The 17917-nt window shown below is 65.6% G+C and carries 21 protein-coding genes; 8 read left to right on the forward strand and 13 right to left on the reverse strand.

The features are described from left to right. The first annotated feature begins 4 nt into the window (after positions 1-4). Positions 5-544, forward strand: coding sequence for a hypothetical protein (locus tag ACIA48_RS12410; RefSeq protein WP_396731304.1), 540 nt, complete (start codon positions 5-7; stop codon positions 542-544). Here ACIA48_RS12410 and ACIA48_RS12415 read toward each other — a convergent pair. The 4 genes from ACIA48_RS12415 to ACIA48_RS12430 all read right to left on the reverse strand — a co-directional run bounded on the left by ACIA48_RS12415 (position 534) and on the right by ACIA48_RS12430 (position 3018). After that, the gene (locus ACIA48_RS12415; RefSeq protein WP_396731307.1) at positions 534-1058 is read right to left on the reverse strand and encodes a GNAT family N-acetyltransferase; all 525 of its coding nucleotides are present in this window, start codon (positions 1056-1058) and stop codon (positions 534-536) included. The genes ACIA48_RS12410 and ACIA48_RS12415 overlap by 11 nt on opposite strands. Before the next feature lie 7 nt (positions 1059-1065). After that, a complete protein-coding gene (locus ACIA48_RS12420; protein ID WP_396731309.1) occupies positions 1066-1443 on the reverse strand; it encodes a thiol-disulfide oxidoreductase DCC family protein in 378 nt (125 codons plus the stop codon). A gap of 36 nt (positions 1444-1479) precedes the next feature. Continuing rightward, positions 1480-2475, reverse strand: coding sequence for an agmatinase (gene speB, locus ACIA48_RS12425; RefSeq protein ID WP_396732758.1), 996 nt, complete (start codon positions 2473-2475; stop codon positions 1480-1482). Between the two features lie 96 nt (positions 2476-2571). Continuing rightward, positions 2572-3018, reverse strand: a complete 447-nt coding sequence (locus ACIA48_RS12430) for an acyl-CoA thioesterase (protein WP_396731312.1) — start codon at positions 3016-3018, stop codon at positions 2572-2574. A gap of 88 nt (positions 3019-3106) precedes the next feature. Here ACIA48_RS12430 and ACIA48_RS12435 point away from each other — a divergent pair, with 88 nt between their 5' ends. Together ACIA48_RS12435 and ACIA48_RS12440 are read left to right on the forward strand one after the other, a co-directional pair. Next, a complete protein-coding gene (locus tag ACIA48_RS12435; RefSeq protein WP_396731315.1) occupies positions 3107-3949 on the forward strand; it encodes a hypothetical protein in 843 nt (280 codons plus the stop codon). 48 nt (positions 3950-3997) lie between these two features. Continuing rightward, positions 3998-4939, forward strand: a complete 942-nt coding sequence (locus ACIA48_RS12440) for a threonine/serine dehydratase (RefSeq protein WP_396732762.1) — start codon at positions 3998-4000, stop codon at positions 4937-4939. A gap of 11 nt (positions 4940-4950) precedes the next feature. Here ACIA48_RS12440 and ACIA48_RS12445 read toward each other — a convergent pair whose 3' ends face one another. After that, positions 4951-6417, reverse strand: a complete 1467-nt coding sequence (locus ACIA48_RS12445; protein ID WP_396731317.1) for a peptide MFS transporter — start codon at positions 6415-6417, stop codon at positions 4951-4953. Positions 6418-6621: 204 nt separating this feature from the next. Here ACIA48_RS12445 and ACIA48_RS12450 point away from each other — a divergent pair, with 204 nt between their 5' ends. The 3 genes from ACIA48_RS12450 to ACIA48_RS12460 all read left to right on the forward strand — a co-directional run bounded on the left by ACIA48_RS12450 (position 6622) and on the right by ACIA48_RS12460 (position 9506). Next, complete coding sequence (locus ACIA48_RS12450; RefSeq protein ID WP_396731320.1) at positions 6622-8031, forward strand: hypothetical protein; 1410 nt, start codon at positions 6622-6624, stop codon at positions 8029-8031. Continuing rightward, the gene (locus tag ACIA48_RS12455) at positions 8028-8645 is read left to right on the forward strand and encodes a Pr6Pr family membrane protein (protein ID WP_396731323.1); all 618 of its coding nucleotides are present in this window, start codon (positions 8028-8030) and stop codon (positions 8643-8645) included. The genes ACIA48_RS12450 and ACIA48_RS12455 overlap by 4 nt, the downstream gene beginning before the upstream one ends. Positions 8646-8768: 123 nt before the next feature. Further along, on the forward strand, positions 8769-9506 hold the full coding sequence (locus ACIA48_RS12460; protein WP_396731325.1) for a L,D-transpeptidase family protein: 738 nt from the start codon (positions 8769-8771) through the stop codon (positions 9504-9506). 31 nt (positions 9507-9537) lie between these two features. Here ACIA48_RS12460 and ACIA48_RS12465 read toward each other — a convergent pair whose 3' ends face one another. The 5 genes from ACIA48_RS12465 to ACIA48_RS12485 are packed head-to-tail and all read right to left on the reverse strand — an operon-like array spanning position 9538 to position 12605. Next, a complete protein-coding gene (locus tag ACIA48_RS12465) occupies positions 9538-10212 on the reverse strand; it encodes a sterol desaturase family protein (RefSeq protein ID WP_396731328.1) in 675 nt (224 codons plus the stop codon). Then, the gene (locus tag ACIA48_RS12470) at positions 10209-10931 is read right to left on the reverse strand and encodes a FadR/GntR family transcriptional regulator (protein WP_396731331.1); all 723 of its coding nucleotides are present in this window, start codon (positions 10929-10931) and stop codon (positions 10209-10211) included. The genes ACIA48_RS12465 and ACIA48_RS12470 overlap by 4 nt, the downstream gene beginning before the upstream one ends. Positions 10932-10984: 53 nt before the next feature. Continuing rightward, a complete protein-coding gene (locus ACIA48_RS12475) occupies positions 10985-11359 on the reverse strand; it encodes a nuclear transport factor 2 family protein (RefSeq protein ID WP_396731333.1) in 375 nt (124 codons plus the stop codon). Positions 11360-11362: 3 nt separating this feature from the next. Then, complete coding sequence (locus tag ACIA48_RS12480; RefSeq protein ID WP_396731336.1) at positions 11363-11785, reverse strand: lipoprotein LpqH; 423 nt, start codon at positions 11783-11785, stop codon at positions 11363-11365. A 31-nt stretch (positions 11786-11816) separates the two neighbouring features. Continuing rightward, positions 11817-12605 (reverse strand): helix-turn-helix domain-containing protein, encoded by a 789-nt coding sequence (locus ACIA48_RS12485; RefSeq protein ID WP_396731338.1) that lies wholly within the window; start codon positions 12603-12605, stop codon positions 11817-11819. Positions 12606-12716: 111 nt separating this feature from the next. On the opposite strand from ACIA48_RS12485, the gene ACIA48_RS12490 reads away from it, so the two are divergent. Next, entirely contained in the window at positions 12717-13016 is a 300-nt protein-coding gene (locus ACIA48_RS12490; protein ID WP_396731341.1) for a hypothetical protein, read from the forward strand. Here the strand turns inward: ACIA48_RS12490 and ACIA48_RS12495 are convergent. Further along, complete coding sequence (locus ACIA48_RS12495; RefSeq protein WP_396731344.1) at positions 13009-14253, reverse strand: cytochrome P450; 1245 nt, start codon at positions 14251-14253, stop codon at positions 13009-13011. The genes ACIA48_RS12490 and ACIA48_RS12495 overlap by 8 nt on opposite strands. 220 nt (positions 14254-14473) lie before the next feature. On the opposite strand from ACIA48_RS12495, the gene ACIA48_RS12500 reads away from it, so the two are divergent. Then, a complete protein-coding gene (locus tag ACIA48_RS12500; protein WP_396731347.1) occupies positions 14474-15013 on the forward strand; it encodes a hypothetical protein in 540 nt (179 codons plus the stop codon). 6 nt (positions 15014-15019) lie between these two features. Here ACIA48_RS12500 and ACIA48_RS12505 read toward each other — a convergent pair whose 3' ends face one another. Beyond that, positions 15020-17284 (reverse strand): molybdopterin-dependent oxidoreductase, encoded by a 2265-nt coding sequence (locus ACIA48_RS12505; RefSeq protein WP_396731349.1) that lies wholly within the window; start codon positions 17282-17284, stop codon positions 15020-15022. Beyond that, entirely contained in the window at positions 17277-17870 is a 594-nt protein-coding gene (locus ACIA48_RS12510; protein ID WP_396731352.1) for a TetR/AcrR family transcriptional regulator, read from the reverse strand. Before ACIA48_RS12510 ends, ACIA48_RS12505 begins: the two co-directional genes overlap by 8 nt. Between the last annotated feature and the right edge of the window lie 47 nt (positions 17871-17917).

The raw sequence follows: 17917 nt of genomic DNA on the forward strand, positions 1-17917 counted from the left end.
GGTCATGGACAGCGACTGGATCTCCTCACGACGGGCGAGGGGATTGCTCTGGGCGGCGCTCCTGTTGTCGCTGGCTCTGGGGTCAGCGCTCATCATCGTCGGTCGACACGAGGCCGACGTGGCTCATCGGCAGTTCGCCTCCATCACCGATGAGCAGGCTGCCCGGCAAGTCGTCGACGCGGCCAAGCGCATCGTCGCGGTGGCGCACCTGCAGGAGGCTTCCGGCGGCTACACGTTCGTGTCGTGCGCCGGGGAGAACGAGCCGCCCTATCAGGCCGCGCTCTACATGAGTTTCAGCCTCCCGCACAGTGATTGGGATCGGTACTTGGATGACGTCGCCTCGGCGATGATTGCCGACGGCTGGTCGGATGCACCCGCGAAGGCTGAGCATTTCGGCCGCAAACTCGCCGGCGTCGGCGTCACAGCCGTGCTGCAACGCAACGTCGACGACCCAGCGTTCGCCACCATGCGTCTGTACGGCGAATGCCGGAACACCACGGATCATCGAAACGACAATCCAGCGTGGACTGAAGTCAGTCTGTAACGTCGGCGATGCTGTGTTGCAGCAGCAGCGTGTCAAGCCATCGACCGTGCTTGAAGCCGACCGCCCTCAGTCGCCCAGCGTCGATGAATCTGCGATTGCGGTGCAGTGCAAGAGAAGCCGCGGCGGACTCGGTATCCACGATGACGGCGATGATCTGCCGAACGCCTGCACGGCCACACTCGGTGAGTAGGGTGTCGAGCACGCGGCCGCCGATCCCCAGCCCAGTCGCGCCCGGCGCAAGGTACACCGAATTCTCTACGGTCTGGCGATAGGCCGGACGTGTCTTCCACGGCGCGCAGTAACCGTATCCCGCAATTTTGCCTTCCAAAGTCGCAGTGACAAACGGCAATTCGCGGTCGGTGACCGCGTCGAACCGACTGCGCCACTCATCTTCGTCCGGGGGAATCAGCTCGAAGGTCGCCACCCCGGTCAGGACGTGGTGAGCGTAGATCTGTGCGATCGCATCGAGGTCGTCGGTGACCGCGGGCCGGATCACGACGTCGTTGCGGCTCATCGACCGGTCAGCAGGAGACCGGATGCGATTCGCAGTATGGAGTGGTGCCGGGGAAGCGGTAGCGATGATCGGCCACCCACCGGTAGACCGCTTCCTCGAGCGACCCGATGCCCGGGATGCGGTAGATCATCAGCGGAATCCGCGTGCCCAGCGCCACTGATACCGCGGCGTTCGCCGCCTCGGCGCCTGCATACACGTTGCCGGCGGCATCGAGCCAGCGCACCGAATCCATCAGGCTTGATTCAGGAATGCCGAGTCGCTCCGCGGTGCCGGCCGACTGCAGTGGTTCGGTGTGCAGGTCGCCGCTGCGGTTGAGTTTCAGCAGGAAGTTTCGCGATCGCGTGCACATCCCGCAGTTGCCATCGAAGAACAGCGTTCCGGACATATCTTCATTATCCTCTCGGCCGTCCTCGCCATGGGACTACCTAGCCGGCGGTCCCGGCGGTGGGGCGTCAGGAGCGGCATCCCGGCGGCGCGCGGCCATGCCGCCCAGTGCCTCGAACACCACGCGATGCGCCGCATTGACGGTCAACTCCGCGTGGTCGTAAGCGGGGGCCACCTCGACCACGTCGACGCCGACGACATCGTGTTCGCGGCAGAGTTGCCGCACCAGCCTCAGCAGGTCTGCGGTGGTGATGCCGCCGGGTTCCGGTGTGCCGGTGCCGGGTGCGTGCGCGGGGTCGAGCACGTCGATGTCGACGGAGACATACAGCTTCTCGGCCTTGGCCAGCGCCTCGTTGACGGCGTCGCGCATGACCTCCTTGAATCCGCGCTCCCAGATCTCCTGCATGGTGTGCCACGTCATGCGTTGTTCTTGCATCCACTCGAAGGTGTCCTGTGGCGGCCAGTAGCCACGAAGACCGACCTGGACGAAATGGCTACCGGGTACGGCGCCGGACTCGATGAGCCGGCGCATCGGGGTGCCGTGGCTGGCGAGGTTGCCTTCGATCTCGTCGGCGGTGTCGGCGTGTGCGTCGAAGTGCACGATGCCGACGTTGCCGTAGCCGTGGACATCGGCGACGGCGGTCGCGGCGGGCCACGTGATCGAGTGGTCGCCGCCGAGGATGACCGGCACGATGCCGTGCGACGCGATGGCGTGCACGCGCTCACGGATGTTGTTGTGCGACTTCTCGGTCTGGCCGTGCGGGCAATACGCGTCGCCGAAGTCGACGACTTCGAGCCAGTCGAAGATCTCGAGCCCCAGATCCATGTGGTAGGTGCCCGGCTCGTAGGCGGTGGCGCGAATGGCGCGAGGGCCGAAGCGCGCACCCGGCCGGTTCGTGGTCCCGACGTCGAACGGCGCGCCGACGATCGCGACGTCCGGTTGCCACGACTCCAGTTGTTCGACCTCGGTGAGGAACGGCCGGTGCCCGAACGATGTCACGCCGGCATAGGCGAGCTCGAGCTGTTCGATCATGCCTGGCGGAAGGTCGCGCCGATGTCCGTGATCGTGACCGTGGCCCATGCCTCGACCGTACCGTCCCCGGCGTTCGGTGTGGGCTCAGTCGCAGGTTCAGCCGGGTACGTTATGGGCTTGACGCTCAACCGAAGTGAGCGCTTCGCGCAACACCGGCGGAATCGGACGCTTGGCCCAATCATCGGTTGAGACGACGACGTAGACGTTGTGGCCGCGGACCGCCGACTGCTCGCCGGCGGGGTCGCCGTCGCTGCCGCGCAATACGTTGAAGCTCAGCGTGAAGCTGGTGGATCCGATTCTCTCGCAGTGCACCTCGACGCGGACGACGTCGCGCCACCTGACAGGACCCTTGAAGTCGATCTCGCTGTGCACCACCTGTATGTCGTATCCGCTCGCGATCAAAGCCGGGTAGCTAACGTCGAGATGGTCGAGAAAGCCGGTGCACGCCTCGTCGAACCAGGTGAGGTAGTGACCGTTGAAGACGACACCCTGTTGGTCGACCTCGGCGTAACGCGGCGTGATCGGCAACGAAAACGAGGGCACGGCCACACACTATCGGCCCCGGCCGCTCAGCTGGTCGCGGCTTCGCGGAGTTCGGGTCGGCAACGGAACCCGACGCTACGATCTTGGCGTGAGCACCGGCCACGAAGCCCGGCAACGGCCGGAGGAGACCGCTGAGCGGCTGCTCACGTGGTGGCAACGAGCGCTGCGCTGGGTGCTGTGGCTGACGTTTCTGGGCCTGGCGATCTGGAACTCGCAGAGTGTGTCCTTTGGGCCGCTCGAGTTCGTGGCTCTTTTCGCGGCGATCGGCGTCAGCGTGTGGTGTATGGCCAAGCCGCTGGGCGGACCCAAGTTCGAACTGTCCGAGCCGACGCACGTGCTGGGCGCGTTCTTGTCACGAACCAACTGGGCGCTGGTGATCATCGGCGTGCTGTTGACGATCGGCGGTATCGCGGGCACCGGGGCGGCGATCTACGACATGTCCGCAGGACGGGCGAGTTTCGGTGACGTGCTGAAGGACATCGCGATTTTCGTCGAGGGCTGGTTCGCCGAGCTGATCGTCCCCACCTACGACGCCGAATTGGAAAAGACGCACGCGTACGCGTTGTTCTTGCTGATCGTGCCTGGGCTTCTGCTCTTGATGTTCAACCTGGTCCCGTTGCTCAAGCGCGGCAGCGAGTTTCAGGTGCATCCTGACGGGTCGGTTTCGGTGCGGCGCGGCGACAGCTGGGAACCGCTGATGGAGTACCAATATGCGACCGTGACGGCCGACGGCAGCTCAATCGAGTTCACCCCGTTAGCCGACGGCCCGCCCGCGATTCGGCTGCCCCAGGACCGGGTCTTCTCCCGTGAATACGGCGTGCGGCTGAAAAGCGACGTCAGTGCCGAGTTCTTTCGCCGGCTGCTGGTCGGCCGCGGGTTCGAGATCGAAGGCCCGGCAACCGGAAACAGTTTCACCGCACGCCGGAAGTGACCGGGAGTGCATCCCGGGGCGACGCTCGGGAAGACTGAATTCGTGGACATGGTGACCATCGACGACATCAGGGCGGCGGCAGCACGGATTCACGCGTTCGTGGTGCGCACGCCATTGCTACCGACGCTGTGGGCCGACGCCGACCGGCCGCTGTGGATCAAGCCGGAGAACCTGCAGCCCATCGGCGCTTTCAAGGTCCGCGGTGCGTTCAATGCGATCGGCAACCTCGACGAGTCGGTGCGCACCCGCGGCGTGGTGGCATATTCCAGCGGAAACCACGCGCAAGCCGTGGCATACGCCGCTGCGGTCTACGGCATTCCGGCACATATCGTCATGCCGAAAGAGACACCGGCGGTCAAAGTCGACGCAACCCGCGGTCACGGGGCCGAGGTGGTGCTCTGCGACGCGGGCCAACGCGAGCGCGTCGCCGTGGACGTACTGGAGCAGACGGGCGGGGTGTTGGTCCCGCCGTTCGACCATCCCGACATCATTGCCGGGCAGGGCACGATCGGTATGGAGATCGCCGAGGACCTGCCCGCGGTCGAGAACGTCCTCGTTCCGGTGAGCGGCGGCGGCCTGGCTTCCGGTGTCGGCACGGCCGTCAAGGCGCTGTGCCCGCGGGCCCGCGTCTTCGGCGTGGAACCCGAGCTCGCCGCCGACACCGCCGAGGGGCTCACGAAAGGTCATCGCGTCGACTGGCCGATCGAAGACCGGAATCGCACCATCGCCGACGGCCTTCGTTCACAACCGTCGGAGTTGACGTTCGCTCATCTGCAGCGGGTGCTCGACGGCATCATCACGGTGTCGGAGAGCGAGATCCGAAGTGCGGTGCGTGAACTCGCGGCTAAGGTGCATCTGGTGAGTGAACCCAGCGGAGCGGTCACCCTGGCCGCCTACCGCCAGGGCCGGACACCTCCGGGCCGCACCGTGATAGTGCTTTCCGGTGGGAACATCGATCCCCGCGCGCTGAACGACATCCTGGCGGGGTAGCGGTTTCCGCGTCAGTGCACGCCTTCCATCAGTCGGCTTATCCGGGGAGACAACGCGAATACGCCGATGCCGGCGATTACGGCGACGGCGCCGAGAATGCCGAAGTACGCGAATTCGTGCGCCGGATCGTAGTAGCCCGACAGCACGCCGGACATCGAGGTGCCGATGCCGACCGAAAAGAAGTACAGCGCCATCATCTGCGCCCGAAATGCCTCCGGGGCAAGCTTTGTCGTGACGGAGAGGCCGATCGGCGATAGCAGCAATTCGGAGATCGCGAAGACCGCCATGATGCCCAGCACCCACAGCGCGGGAACCGCCCGGCCCGTGGTGCCCGCCATAGGCAGGAACAACAGGAACGCGACTCCCATACCGATGACACCGTAGGCGAACTTTCGCGGGGTGGTGGGCGCCCGCTCGCCGAGGCGTGTCCACATGATCGCGAACAGCGGTGAGAGCAGGATGATCCAGACCGGCTCGATGGATCCGATCCAGTTCGACGGGGCGGTCCAGCCGAAGATCGACCAGTTCATCCGCTCGTCGGAGTAGATCGCGAGCACTGTGAAGATCTGCTGAAACAGCGACCAGAACACCGCATTGGCGATGAACAGCGGAATGAATCCCGTGAGCCTGGTCCGCTCGATCGGCGCCACCTTCGAACTCGTCAGCATCACGACGAAGTAGGCGACCGCCGCGGCGATGAGCACTCCCGTCGTCACCTGCGACAGATTGGACAACTTCACCAGACCTGTCGCGAAGGCCCCGACGACCGCCGCGACGGCGATGACGGCGATGCCCACGTACCAGCCAATAGCACTGCGGGGCAATGGGTTCGGAACAATACGACCGTGGTCGCCGAGGTTGCGGCGGAACACGACATACTGTGTGAGACCCAGCGCCATCCCAACAGCCGCTGCGCCGAAGCCCCAGTGAAACCCGATCCGCGTCTGCAACAGCCCCGTCACGAGCGGTCCGATGAACCCGCCGAGGTTGATGCCCAGATAGAACAGGGTGAAACCGCCGTCGCAGCGCGGATCGTCCTTCTCGTAAAGAGTGCCCAGCAGCGACGACGCATTGGCTTTCAGGGCGCCTGAGCCCAGCGCCACCAGCACGAGACCCACGGCGACTCCGCTGAAGCCCGGTATGAACGCGAGCGCGATGTGGCCGCACATCACCACCAGGCCGCCGTAGAAGACGGTTCGCTCCATGCCGAGCACTCGGTCGGCGATCCAGCCGCCGAGAACGGTGGCGAGGTAGACCAACCCGCCGTAGGCGCCCACGATGCCGGTTGCGGTGGCCCTGGGCATGCCGAGGCCACCCTCGGTGAGTGAGTAATAGAGGTAGTAGCCGAGGATTGTGAGCATCCCGTAGTACGAGAATCGCTCCCATAGCTCGACGCCGAACAGATTTGCCAGACCGATCGGATGGCCGAACACCGTGCGCCCGGCGGGCCTGCCTTCCAGATGTTCTGTCGTTGCCATGGGCGTCACCATGCCACTCGCCTCTGAATTGAGGTGGCCGATCGAAAGAGCCCGGACCGCGGGCAAAGTCAGAGCTCGAGAACGTGCAGTGATTTTGGTCGGCACAGCACATCTCGATGGGCCGACGAACACCTTTGCCCACCCGGGCGGAACCCCGCCCGGTGAGCCAGCTCACGAAGGCGCGGGTAAGGTCACCCCGAACAGATGGACGTCCGGAAGGGTGGTATGGACGCCGTACTCGGCTTATCGGTGACGCCGTCCGCCGTTGGTCTCGTGCTCGTCGAAGGGCAGGACGCCGACGGTTCAACGGTCGACCGCGAAGCCTTTGAGATTGTTTCCGGCCGGCATTCGACGCCGTTCGACACCTCCGAGAAGGCAGCCGCCGCCGTGCTGCGCACCGAGGCGATCGCGGCCAATCGCGGTCAGCGGCTGCATTCGATCGGTGTGACGTGGAGTGACGGCGCCGACGCTGAAGCCTCGCTGCTGTTGAAGTCGTTGAACGACAACGGTTTTGACAACGTCGTGCCCATTCGTCTGCCCGAAGCGACGGAAGCCCTGGCATGGGGTATCGCCGAGGTCATCGGATATGACGTCACCGCGGTCTGTGTGATCGAGCCCGACACGGTGATCACGCTCATCGTCCATGCGGGCGAAGGCGCGGTGCAGACCGCCGTCAATCATGCGATCGACAGCGAAGAAGACCTGCTTCGATGGTTGAGCGCCGTCTTCACGAGGGCGGACTGGCAACCCGAGGCGTTGGTCGTGGTTGGGTCGGGAAGCGATCGGCACCGAGTCGTGCCCCGGCTCGAGGGCGTCCTGGGTGTGCCTGTGTTCGTTCCGGCCGAGTCCGAGCTCGCTCTGGCCAGGGGCGCCGCGCTGGCGTCGGCACACAACACCGAGTTCATGCAGATCGGCCGCACGCCCGAGCGAGCGCCACGTGAGCGCCGTCGGCGGTTGGCTCAGACCGGCCCGCTGGCCATGCTCGCGGTCGGCGCGGTGACGTTCGTCGTATCGGTGTCGGTCGCCGTCAGCCTCGAAGTGACCCCCGAGCGGGACGTCGCGGCGCCTGAGCCACGACCCGCGGCGAAGACGTCGCCTGACGTCGGATCGGCTGCGGTCCGCGCCGCTCTGCCTGCGGCCCCGAGGGAAGCCATCCCGGCTCCGATCGCCGAATCACCACTGCCTCCGCCGGAGGCGCCGCCGATCGAGCCGCCCGCGGCTGCTCCCGTCGATATCCCCGAGGCACTTCCGGCCGACGGTTTGGCACCGGAAGCCGCTGCCGACGCGATGGCTCCAGAGGCACCCGTTCTGCCCCCGCCCGTCGCGCCTATCGAAGCTCTGGCGCCCGGAGCCGCCCCTCCCGCGCCCGGTCTCATCCCCGCGCAGCCGACTCCGGTGCAGCAGCGTCGTGGCCTGCTCACCCGGATCAGGGACCGGCTGTCGAACATCGGCGGGAACGACGAAGCACCCGCCGCGCAGCAGGCGCCCGCACCTGCCCCCGCGGGCGCACCCCCGGTACCGGGTGCACCGGCACCTCTACCTGAAGGCGCGGCACCCCCGCCGGACGCCGCTGTGCCGCCGCCGGGAGCGCCGCCCCTGCTGCCACCTCAGTGACGGCGTCTGTCACCGGTCCCGCACTTCTGCGCCTCGTGCTGCGGGTCGCGATCGTCGCGGCCGTGCTCGCCGCGTTGGTCGTCGTCGAGGTCTCCTCGCGATCGGGTGTGATGTGGCGGCTGATCACCTTCACCTACCAGGCCAACATCCTCGCCGCGGCGTACTACCTGTGGACCCTGGTGTCGCCCAGCGCCGATGCGCGGGTCGGCCTTCGCGGGGCCGTGGTGCTGTATCTCCTGATCACAGGAGTCGTGTGGAATCTGCTGTTGACGGAACGAAGCATGGGCTACACGGTCGCGAACTTCCTGCTGCACGTCGCGGTTCCAGCCCTGGCGCTCAGCGACTGGCTGCTCGTCGGGCGTGGGCAGGCAAGGGTGCATTGGTGGCATCCGCTGGCCTGGCTGGCGTACCCGGCGCTCTACGTCGTCGCGGCCATCCTGATTCTCAACGAGGCCGGCCGGCGGGCGCCGTACTACTTCCTGGATCCCGCCAGTGTCGGCGCGGGCACGGTGCTCCTCAATATTAGTGTGCTAGGCGGTGGTGTGCTTGCCGTCGGCTACGCGTTGCTGGCGGTCAACCGGCTCGCGACGCCCGCGCGAATCGATGCCGTCTGAAACATTCTGAGCGGCGGTTTCGATGATCAGACGACATGGAAAGCAACAATGGCGACGACATGCGGTAGCCCGTAGGACTTGCGGCTACCCTGCTAACACTCCCGGACGAACTAGGATAAAAGTGTGCTGAAGCTTCGTTTTGTAGCCGTGATCGGCTTCATGGTCGCCGCCCTTTCGGGGTCCGTCGCGACCGTTTCTGCCGGCGTCTCCGTTCCGACTGACGTCGTGAGCATCTCGCCGTCCGGCATGACGGTCGGCGTGGCGCATCCGGTCACGGTGACCTTCGCAGGGCGCATCGCTGACCGCACGGCGGCGGAGCGCAGCCTCGACATCACCTCACCGCAGACACCGGCGGGGGAGTTCACGTGGCTCAACGACCATGTCATGCAATGGCAACCGAGTGAGTTCTGGCCCGCGCACAGCACGATCGCGTTGTCCGTCGGTGATACGAAGGCGAATTTCCAGACCGGTTCGACCACCGTCGGAGTGGCCAGCATCAGCAACCACACGTTCACGGTCAGCCAGGACGGCGTGGTCCTACGTGAAATGCCCGCATCGATGGGCAAATACGGGTTTGCGACGCCGACCGGAAACTTCACCGCACTCGAGAAGCAGTCGGTCGTGATCATGGACTCGCGCACGATCGGAATCCCGTTGGATGACCCGGAGGGTTACAAGCTCACCGTTTACGACGCGGTGCGTGTCACCTGGGGCGGTGTCTATGTGCACGGCGCACCGTGGTCGACCGGTTCGCAGGGCTATGAGAACGTCAGCCACGGCTGCATCAACCTCAGCCCTGACAACGCGGATTGGTACTACAACACGGTGTCGATCGGCGATCCGATCATCGTCGAGCCGTAACTTGCACTGCGCGGAAGGTGCGGCGCCTCTACTACGCCGAGAGTTCGGCGTGCAGGTTCTTTGCGGTCGGTGAGTTCTCCACCGCGGCCGGGTCCGGGTAGGTCTGCAGCACGCGGTCGGCAGTGCCGGAGCTGGTGACCGTGAACCAGTAGTGCTCGTTCTTGTAGTGATGGTTGCGGTGATTGCGCCAAATCGCCCGGTAGGCAGCGGTTTTCGGCTTGTAATCGGTATGGATCAGGTAGTGGGTCCACTCGTAGACGAGCCCGGCCACCGCGATACACACCAGGAACGTCAGCCCCATCCCGAGGCGCGGGAACGCCAGCAGTGAGATGCCGATCGCCAGCGGAAGTACCCATGTCGCAAGCGATTTCCACGGTATGAAGATGAGCGGGATGCTGCGCGGGTCGACGTGATGCGCGCGGTGCTCCCTCGACAGCAACGGGTCGATCGTCAGCGGCCCGACTCGCCTAGGGCGCCAATGCAGGATGAACACGTGGATCATCCACTCGAAGAACGGGAAGACCGCCGCCATCGCCAGCGGCACGACGGCGTCGGTGAGCTGCCAGTCGCCGACGATGATCCGCGCGGTCACCGCCACGACGAGGACGGCGCCAATCATCCAGGGGGATGGGTACTTAACGAAAAGGCGCGCGGCGTCGCCCAGCGTCATCTTCTTGCGTGCGGTACGGCCGGTGGCGGTGGTCATGACTGCTCCTTCAGAACGTCGAGGGCGGCGAGTAGCGACGTCGTCGCGGGTTCGAGTAGGTCGTGTGCGGCCTGTCGGGCCCGCGCGGGATCACCGGCGGCGATCGCATTGGCCAGCTCGCGGTAAGCCTGCGGACGGCCCACTTCGTCGGCCATCACCGCGGCAAGGGCAGGCAACGCCGGCTCGTAGGTTGCGCGAAGCGTGTTGTACATCAACCGGAGCGCGATCGAGTCCGCGCCGTCGACGATGTGATCCCAGAACGTCAGGGCGCAGCGCTGCTGTTCGACGGGGTCGGTCTCGTCGGCCAGGGCGCGCAACGCGTCATCGAGGATTCCGGCGAGTTCGGGGGTACGCCGCTGCGCGGCGAGTTCGGCGACCTTGGGGCCGTTGTGCAGCCGGGTCTCCAGGATGCTGCGGACCACGGACAGATCGAGTTCGCCGCCGCGGATCAGCAGGCGGGGGAGCAGGTCGAGGCCCGCGTGCCGACGGAAATCGCGCACCGTGGTGGCGTCGCCCTGGCGCACCTCGACGAGGCCTGCCGCGGTAAGTCGCTTGAGCGCCTCGCGCACCGCGGGTCGCGAGACGCCGAGCACCTCTGCCAGCCGGCGCTCGCTGGGCAGCGATTCTCCGGGCTGCATCTGGCCGCTGAGCACCTCTGTGACGATCTGTTCGAAGACGTCCTCGGGCACCGAGCGGCGGTTCACCGGTTGCAGAGCCATGCCGACCACCCTGCCAGGCAACTGGCCAGAGGTCAAGTGGTCAGACCAGTTGCTTAACCTGCGGCGAGGCGCGCTTTCATAGCCTCGGCCAGTGCGAGCATGGCCTGCATGGGCCGCACCATGACCGTGAACTCGTCGATCGCACCGTCGGAGTCGAAGTGGATGAAGTCGCACCCCTGAAGCTGTTTATCGCCGACTCTGGCTTCGAACACCAGCGCATGGTCAGGTGCACCGTCGGCGCCGATCTCACGTACGTAGCGGAAGTCCTCGAAGACGTCGATGACGGCTGCCAGGATCTGCCTGAGGGCATCACGGCCCTCATACGGTGTGAAGACAACAGGGCTGCGGAAGACGACGTCCTCACGTAAGAGCGCGACGGCGGCGTCGAGGTCTTTGGATTCGATGGCCGCGCGGAACGGATGTACCACGTGTCAGCAGTTGGCTTCGATGCGGAACGACGCCGTCACGGCATTGCTCGGGTTGTCCTTGAAGGAACCGTCGGCCGATCCGGTGATCGTGAACTTGCCGCCGTCGGCCGCCACCTCGGCTTTGCCGATTCGGCCATCCCAGAACACGCCCGTGAAACCCGCGAAATCGCGGAAGTCGACTGATTGGACGGTGACGTCGCCGCCCTCGCTGTCCAGGAACGCAGTCAATGTGGTCGGTTCGCCGGGGGTCTTGATGTTCCACATCGACCCGGTCTGCGAGCACACCACGGCATGCGCATCGCCGGTGCTCTCTCCGTCGATGGTCACTTTCGCGTTCGTGCCGCCGAGAGCGGCCGGCGGTGGCGAGCAGCCTGCCGCTGCCGCGGCGAGCGCAACGGCGACCGTCGCGACGAGTCGATTGTCCATGTCGCCAGACTCTATTGCTGTTGGCGGTCCGTTATGGGCATTTCACTCCGAGCGCGGCGGCGGTCGCCTCGTCGGCTGGCAGAAAGGCCTCGATGGACAGCTCTGCCGCCGTGAGGTCGAGCGCGGTGCCGAACGTCGTCACGGTTGACAGGAACGTCAGTAGTTGACCCTGCGGGGTGTAGAGCTCCAACGGAACTGCCACACCGCCGAGATCGCGCGTTCCGTCGAAACCTCCTGGAAAGGACTCGATCTCGGCCAACAGTGCCGAACTGTCACTCGATCCGCTGACCGTCGCCTCGCGGCGCAGGCGCTCGATCACGTGGTGACGCCACTGCGCGAGGTTGCGAATCCGTGGTGCCAGTCCTTCGGGATGCAGCGAGATGCGGAGCGCATTCGGCCGCTCGAGAAGGCTCGGCGCGACGCCCTCCAGAAGTACGCCGGCGCCCGCGTTCGCGTGCACGATCTGCCAGCCCCGGTCGACGACGACGCAGGGGAACGGGTCGTAGGCGCTCAGAACGCGCTCGACACCGTCGCGCACTGCGGCCATATCGGGATCGTGGAGGGATCGCTCGCTGTACACCGGGGCGAGGCCCGCGGCCATCAACAACTGGTTCTGTTCGCGCAGCGGTACGTCGAGCACCTCGGCGAGGCGCAGCACCATGGCCCGGCTCGGGCTCGACCGTCCGGTTTCGATGAAGCTGACGTGGCGGGCGGACACGTCGGCCTCGATGGCCAGGTCGAGCTGGCTCAGCCGACGCCGCTGCCGCCAGTCGCGCATCATCGTCCCGAACGGCGGGGTCTGCACAGCGGCGGTGGTCATCGGCCCAGTGTCGCGCACCTACACGTTCGTGACCATTACGCGTCAGGTAATTGCGGCGCTTACGTGCGTCGGGGAGCGTAAGTGGTGACCGTCGAACAGAGGAGAACGATCATGCGGGCCGCATCATCCGTCGACCGACCGATCCCGCGGTGGCTGCACTTCGTACTGATCTCCGATCGGGCCGGTTCGTCGTGGTACATCGGCACCGGATTCTTCTTCGCACCGCTGCTGGTCGTGCTGTCGCCGTGGCCGACGGTCACCGCCATCGCGTGGGTGGTCATCGGGCTGGCTGGCCTGTGGCTGGGCGTCCTCGGCATCGCCATGGCGACCGGACTCGCCATGGCCATGCGCTCGAACGTCGAGATCCCCGAGGACTACTGGCGTTCGCTGGTCGATTATCCGGTCAGCTAGCGCCGGCGCCGGTGTAGTCGACCTGCCAGTGCTTGATGCCGTTGAGCCAGCCAGACCGTAGCCGCTCGGGTGCGGAAATCGGTGTGAGGTTGGGCATTTCGTCGGCAATGGCGTTGAAGATCAGGTCGATCGTCATCCGGGCGAGGTTCGCGCCGACGCAGTAGTGGGCGCCGGTGCCGCCAAATCCGACGTGCGGGTTGGGATCCCGCAGGATGTTGAACGTGTAGGGGTCCTCGAACACTTCCTCGTCGAAGTTGGCCGACCGGTAGAACATCACCACCCGGTCATCCTTCTTGATCTTGACACCGCTGAGCTCGGTGTCCTCGAGCGCGGTGCGCTGGAAGGAGGTAACCGGCGTCGCCCACCGGACGATTTCGTCTGCGGCAGTCGCGGGCCGCTCCCGCTTGAAAAGGTCCCACTGGTCGGGGAATTCGGTGAACGCCATCATGCCCTGGGTGATCGAGTTGCGAGTGGTCTCATTGCCCGCCACAGCCAGCAGGATCACGAAGAAGCCGAACTCGTCGTCGGTGAGCTTGTGGCCCTCGACGTCGGCCTGCACCAACTTGGTGACGAGGTCGTCGCCCGGGTTCTTGCCGCGCTCGGCCGCCATCGCCATCCCGTACATGATCAGTTCGACAGACGCGGCCGTCGGGTCGTTCCTGGTGTACTCGGGATCCTGGTCGCCGACCATCTGGTTCGACCAGTCGAACAACTTCATCCGGTCTTCCTGGGGCACGCCCATCAGGCCGGCAATGGCCTGCAGCGGCAGCTCACAGGACACCTGCTCGACGAAATCGCCGGATCCCTCCGCCGCCGCCCTCTTGACGATGTCGGCGGCCCGCAGGCGCAGCTCGTCGCGCAGTGACTCGATGGCGCGCGGGGTGAATGCGCGCGAGATGATCTTGCGCAGGTGGGTGTGGTGCGGCGCGTCCTGGTTGAGCAGTACGACCTTGCCGCCCTCCAACGAGTCGGGTTCGGCCTCGTCGCGGTAGCGCGGTAATGCGGTCTTCTTGTTGCTGGAAAACACGTCGCTGCGGCGCGACACCTCTTTGACGTCCTTGTGCTTGGTCACCACCCAATAGCCGTTGTCGCCGAACGCGAGGTTGCCCTTGGTCTGGTTCTGCCACCAGATCGGGGCGACCTTCCGCATCTCGGCGAGCTCGTCGACCGGCAGCCGCTCCGCGTAAATGTCGGGATCGGTGAAGTCGAATCCGGGCGGAAGGTTCGGAGTTGGCATCGATACATCCCTCATATGACGTTGTCTAGGCAGGTGATCCATTGCTACACCACAGTTGGGGCCCATTGCGGGCGGTTACAGATACTCCGAAGTAGAACGTGTTCCCACGGCCGGCTCATTCTTGACCGGTTGTTCACTCGGGACCCAGGTGTAACAATTTTGACGTTCAAATTGAAGCACTCGGTAGACCGGATCGGGTCAGCTTGTAAAAGGGGCTCAAGTGAGAATCGACATCAAGGTCACGGCGGCGACGGTGGCCGCGGCGAGCCTGGGCGCTCTGGCCGCGCTGCTGGCAGGAGCGTCGACGGCGCAGGCCGATCCCGGTGTTCCTCTTCCGCCCCCGGCGCCCCCCGCGGTGGTCGCTCCCGCACCTCCGGGCCTCCCGCCCGCAGCACCGCCGGCCCAGCCTGCGGCATCGCCGGCGCCCGTCGAGGTCGATGCCGCACCGCCCGCGGAGGTCCCGCACCTGGCGAGTCCCGAGAACTTGCCGCCGGGCACCAGCATGACCCCGGAGCCGAGCACCGGCGGTTCCTATCTTCGCGATCTTTGGCACGCGGTTCAGACGCAAGAGGTGAGCGGCAAAGACGCTCTGTTGCTGCTCACGCAGCGACCGATGAACGCCAATGCCACACCGCCGCCCGGGCTGTCCGCGAATCCGGCGCAGCAGATGCCCGTGGCGCCGCCTCCGGCTCCGGGTGAACCGCTGCCACCCGCTGCGGTTCCGCCGCCTGCACCCGCGGCGCCTGCGCCGACGCCGTAAGTCTGACTAGGCGGGTACCGCTTCGATCCGGGCCGGCACGTGCTTATGCCATGGCGTGCCGGCATATGCATCACGCCAGTCCGACGAGGTCAACGCGTTCGGCGCCACGCCCGGGATGTGTTCTCGGCCTTCGCCGTCGACGAAATCCAGGCCGAACCCGTTGGGTAGTGACGCGTGGCCGGGCAGCATCGCCTCGCTGATCTCGACGCTCGCCTCCGCACTGCCTGCTGCGGTGGTGATGCGGGCCCGCGCGCCGTGGACCAAGCCGAGCGCCTCGGCGTCCTCGAGGCTGACCCGTAGCGCGCCCTCGACATCGCGTTTGCGCCACGTTGGGTCGCGGAATATGTCGTTGGCGGTATAGGCGCGACGTTCGCCGGCGGACAGCACGATCGGGAAGTCGGCCGTGGTGAAATGTGGCTGCGCGTCGGCCAGCGCGCGAATCTCGTCGAGCATTTCCGGCATTTCCAGCGCGATCTTGTGATCGGCGTGGGTGATCAGCGCGAAGTCGTCCTCGTACTCGTGAACGGTGAACGTGACGCCGGAACGGCTCGACAGGATCGCGTCGAAAAGCGCATTGCCGTCGGTGTGCCCGGCTCGTTGCACCGCCTCGGGATAGGTCATGGCCGCCTTCTGGGCAAGACCCCACAACGCCGCGGCGCCCGAAAGTCCTTCGGGCAGAGTCGGTCCCAGGGTCTCGTATAGCACGTAGGGGAGTACCTTGCCCAGCATCGGGCTGGCCCCGACGGCGTGCAGGAAGGCCACGGTGAACGCCTCGCGACCTTCGGCCGCGGCACGCCGCAACGGTTCGAGATCGGCGTCGTCAACCACGTCGAGTGCTCGCATCAGCCGCGCCCAGATCTCGGGCTCGGGAAGCGTGCCTTCGAGTGGCTCCATCAGTCGATGACGCAAATGGAAGGTGTTGTGCGGGAATTCGAGGTTGAAGAATGTCGATTCCGCCTTCTCGTACTGCGACGCCGCGGGCAGCACGTAATGGGCCAGTCGGGCGGTTTCAGTCATCGCGACGTCGATCACCACCATCAGTTCCAGCGAGGCGAACGCCTCGCGGCACGCGGTGGAATCCGCAAGTGAATGCGCCGGATTGCTGCTCTCTACGATCATCGCGCGGAATCGGTCCGGGTGATCGCCCAGCATCTCCTGGGGTATGACATTGCTCGGGATGAGGCCCCCGACGATGGGGGCACCGGTGACCGGTGTGCGACCCACGTCTGGAGTGTGCCGGAACAGCGGCCCGAACGACGAATGCAGGTGCTGGGCACCGCGTTTCGCGAAGTTTCCGGTGAGAATCCAGAGCAGCTTGTTGAGGTAGGAGCACAGCGTGCTGTTGGGGGCCTGCTGGATGCCGAGGTCCTCGAACACAGACACGCTGGCCGCGGCGCCGATCCGTCGGGCCGCCGCGCGAATCAGTTCCTCGTCGAGCCCGCATCGCAGCGCATAGTCGGCGACGTCGACAGTGCGCAGGATGTCCAGGACAGGGTTGACACCCGTGACGTGCTTGGCGAGGAACTCCTTGTCGCAGAGATCCTCCTGCACCACGACCGCGGCCAGCGCGGCCAGCACCCAGGCGTCGGTTCCCGGCCGCACGCGCAAGTGGATGTCAGCCATTTTGGCGGTGTCGGTGATCACCGGGTCGATGACGATCATCGCCCGCTCGGGGTCCTTCGCGATGTCGTTGAGCACCGTCCTCGCCCGCGGGAAACTCTGCGACATCCACGGGTTCTTGCCAATGAAGACGGAAACGTCAGCATGCTCGAATTCGCCTCGGGTGTGGCCGCCATAGAGGTGGGCGTCGACCCACGCTTCGCCCGTCTTCTCCTGGGCCAGCGCATTGGAGCGGTAGTGCGAGCCCAGTGCTTTTAGGAAGGCGCCGCTGTATGCACCGCCGAGGTGGTTGCCCTGCCCGCCGCCGCCGTAGTAGAAGATCTTGTCGCCGCCATACGTCTCGGCGATGCGTTTGAAGCCCACCGCGATCTCGGCAATCGCTGTGTCCCAGTCGATCTCCTCGTAGCTACCGTCGGGACGCCGACGCATCGGAGAGGTCAGTCGGCTGCGATTGTTCTGGTAGTGGTCCAGTCGCAGCGCCTTGTTGCAGGTGTATCCCTGCGATGCCGGATGCTCCTTGTCTCCGCGGATCTTCGCCAACTTGCGGCCGTCGAGTTGCACGACGATGCCGCAATTGCACTCGCAGAGGATGCACGCGGTCGACTGCCAACCTTCTGGAGCCGCCACGGCGGCGACGTCTTCGTTAGCCATCTCCGGATTTCCTTTCCGAGGTTTCCGCCAGCACGAGGGCGCGCAACTGGCTGTGAACTAGGTCGAGGGCCTTGACGTCTCGAGATGCGCGCGCGACGACGATCGCACCTTCGACGGATGTGGTTGTCAGCATGGCGAGTTCGGCGGCGCGCTTCTTGGGGACGCCGTCGGATACCAGACGGGTGGTGATGAGGTCGGTCCACTGAGTGAAGGCCGCGGCCGCGCGTTCGATCACTGCGGCGGAGGCGTCGGGCTTATCGGGGTCGCCCGCCTCGACGCTCACCGCGACGACGGGGCATCCTGCGCGAAAGTCGCTCTTCAGCAATTGCTTTCGATAGTCGTCAAAGAGTTTGTCGAGTGCTTCGACGCCGGATTCGGCTTTGGTGATCTTCGCAGCGATGTACTCGCCGGCGTAATCGATCGCCTCGCACAACAGTTGCGTGCGGCCGCCGGGGAAGTAGTGATAGGCCGAGCCTCGCGGCGCCCCGCTGTGCTCCAGCACATCGGCGATGGCAGTCGGGTGGGCACCGCGCTCGCGGATGAGTAGAGCGGCCGATATGACCATCCGCTCGCGGGGGCTTGGCACGTGTGGAACCCTTCCGTCCGGCTGGCTATGTATGTCACCCTACATAA

It is taken from the genome of Mycobacterium sp. NPDC051804 (assembly GCF_044452905.1).
Classification (GTDB): Bacteria; Actinomycetota; Actinomycetes; order Mycobacteriales; family Mycobacteriaceae; genus Mycobacterium.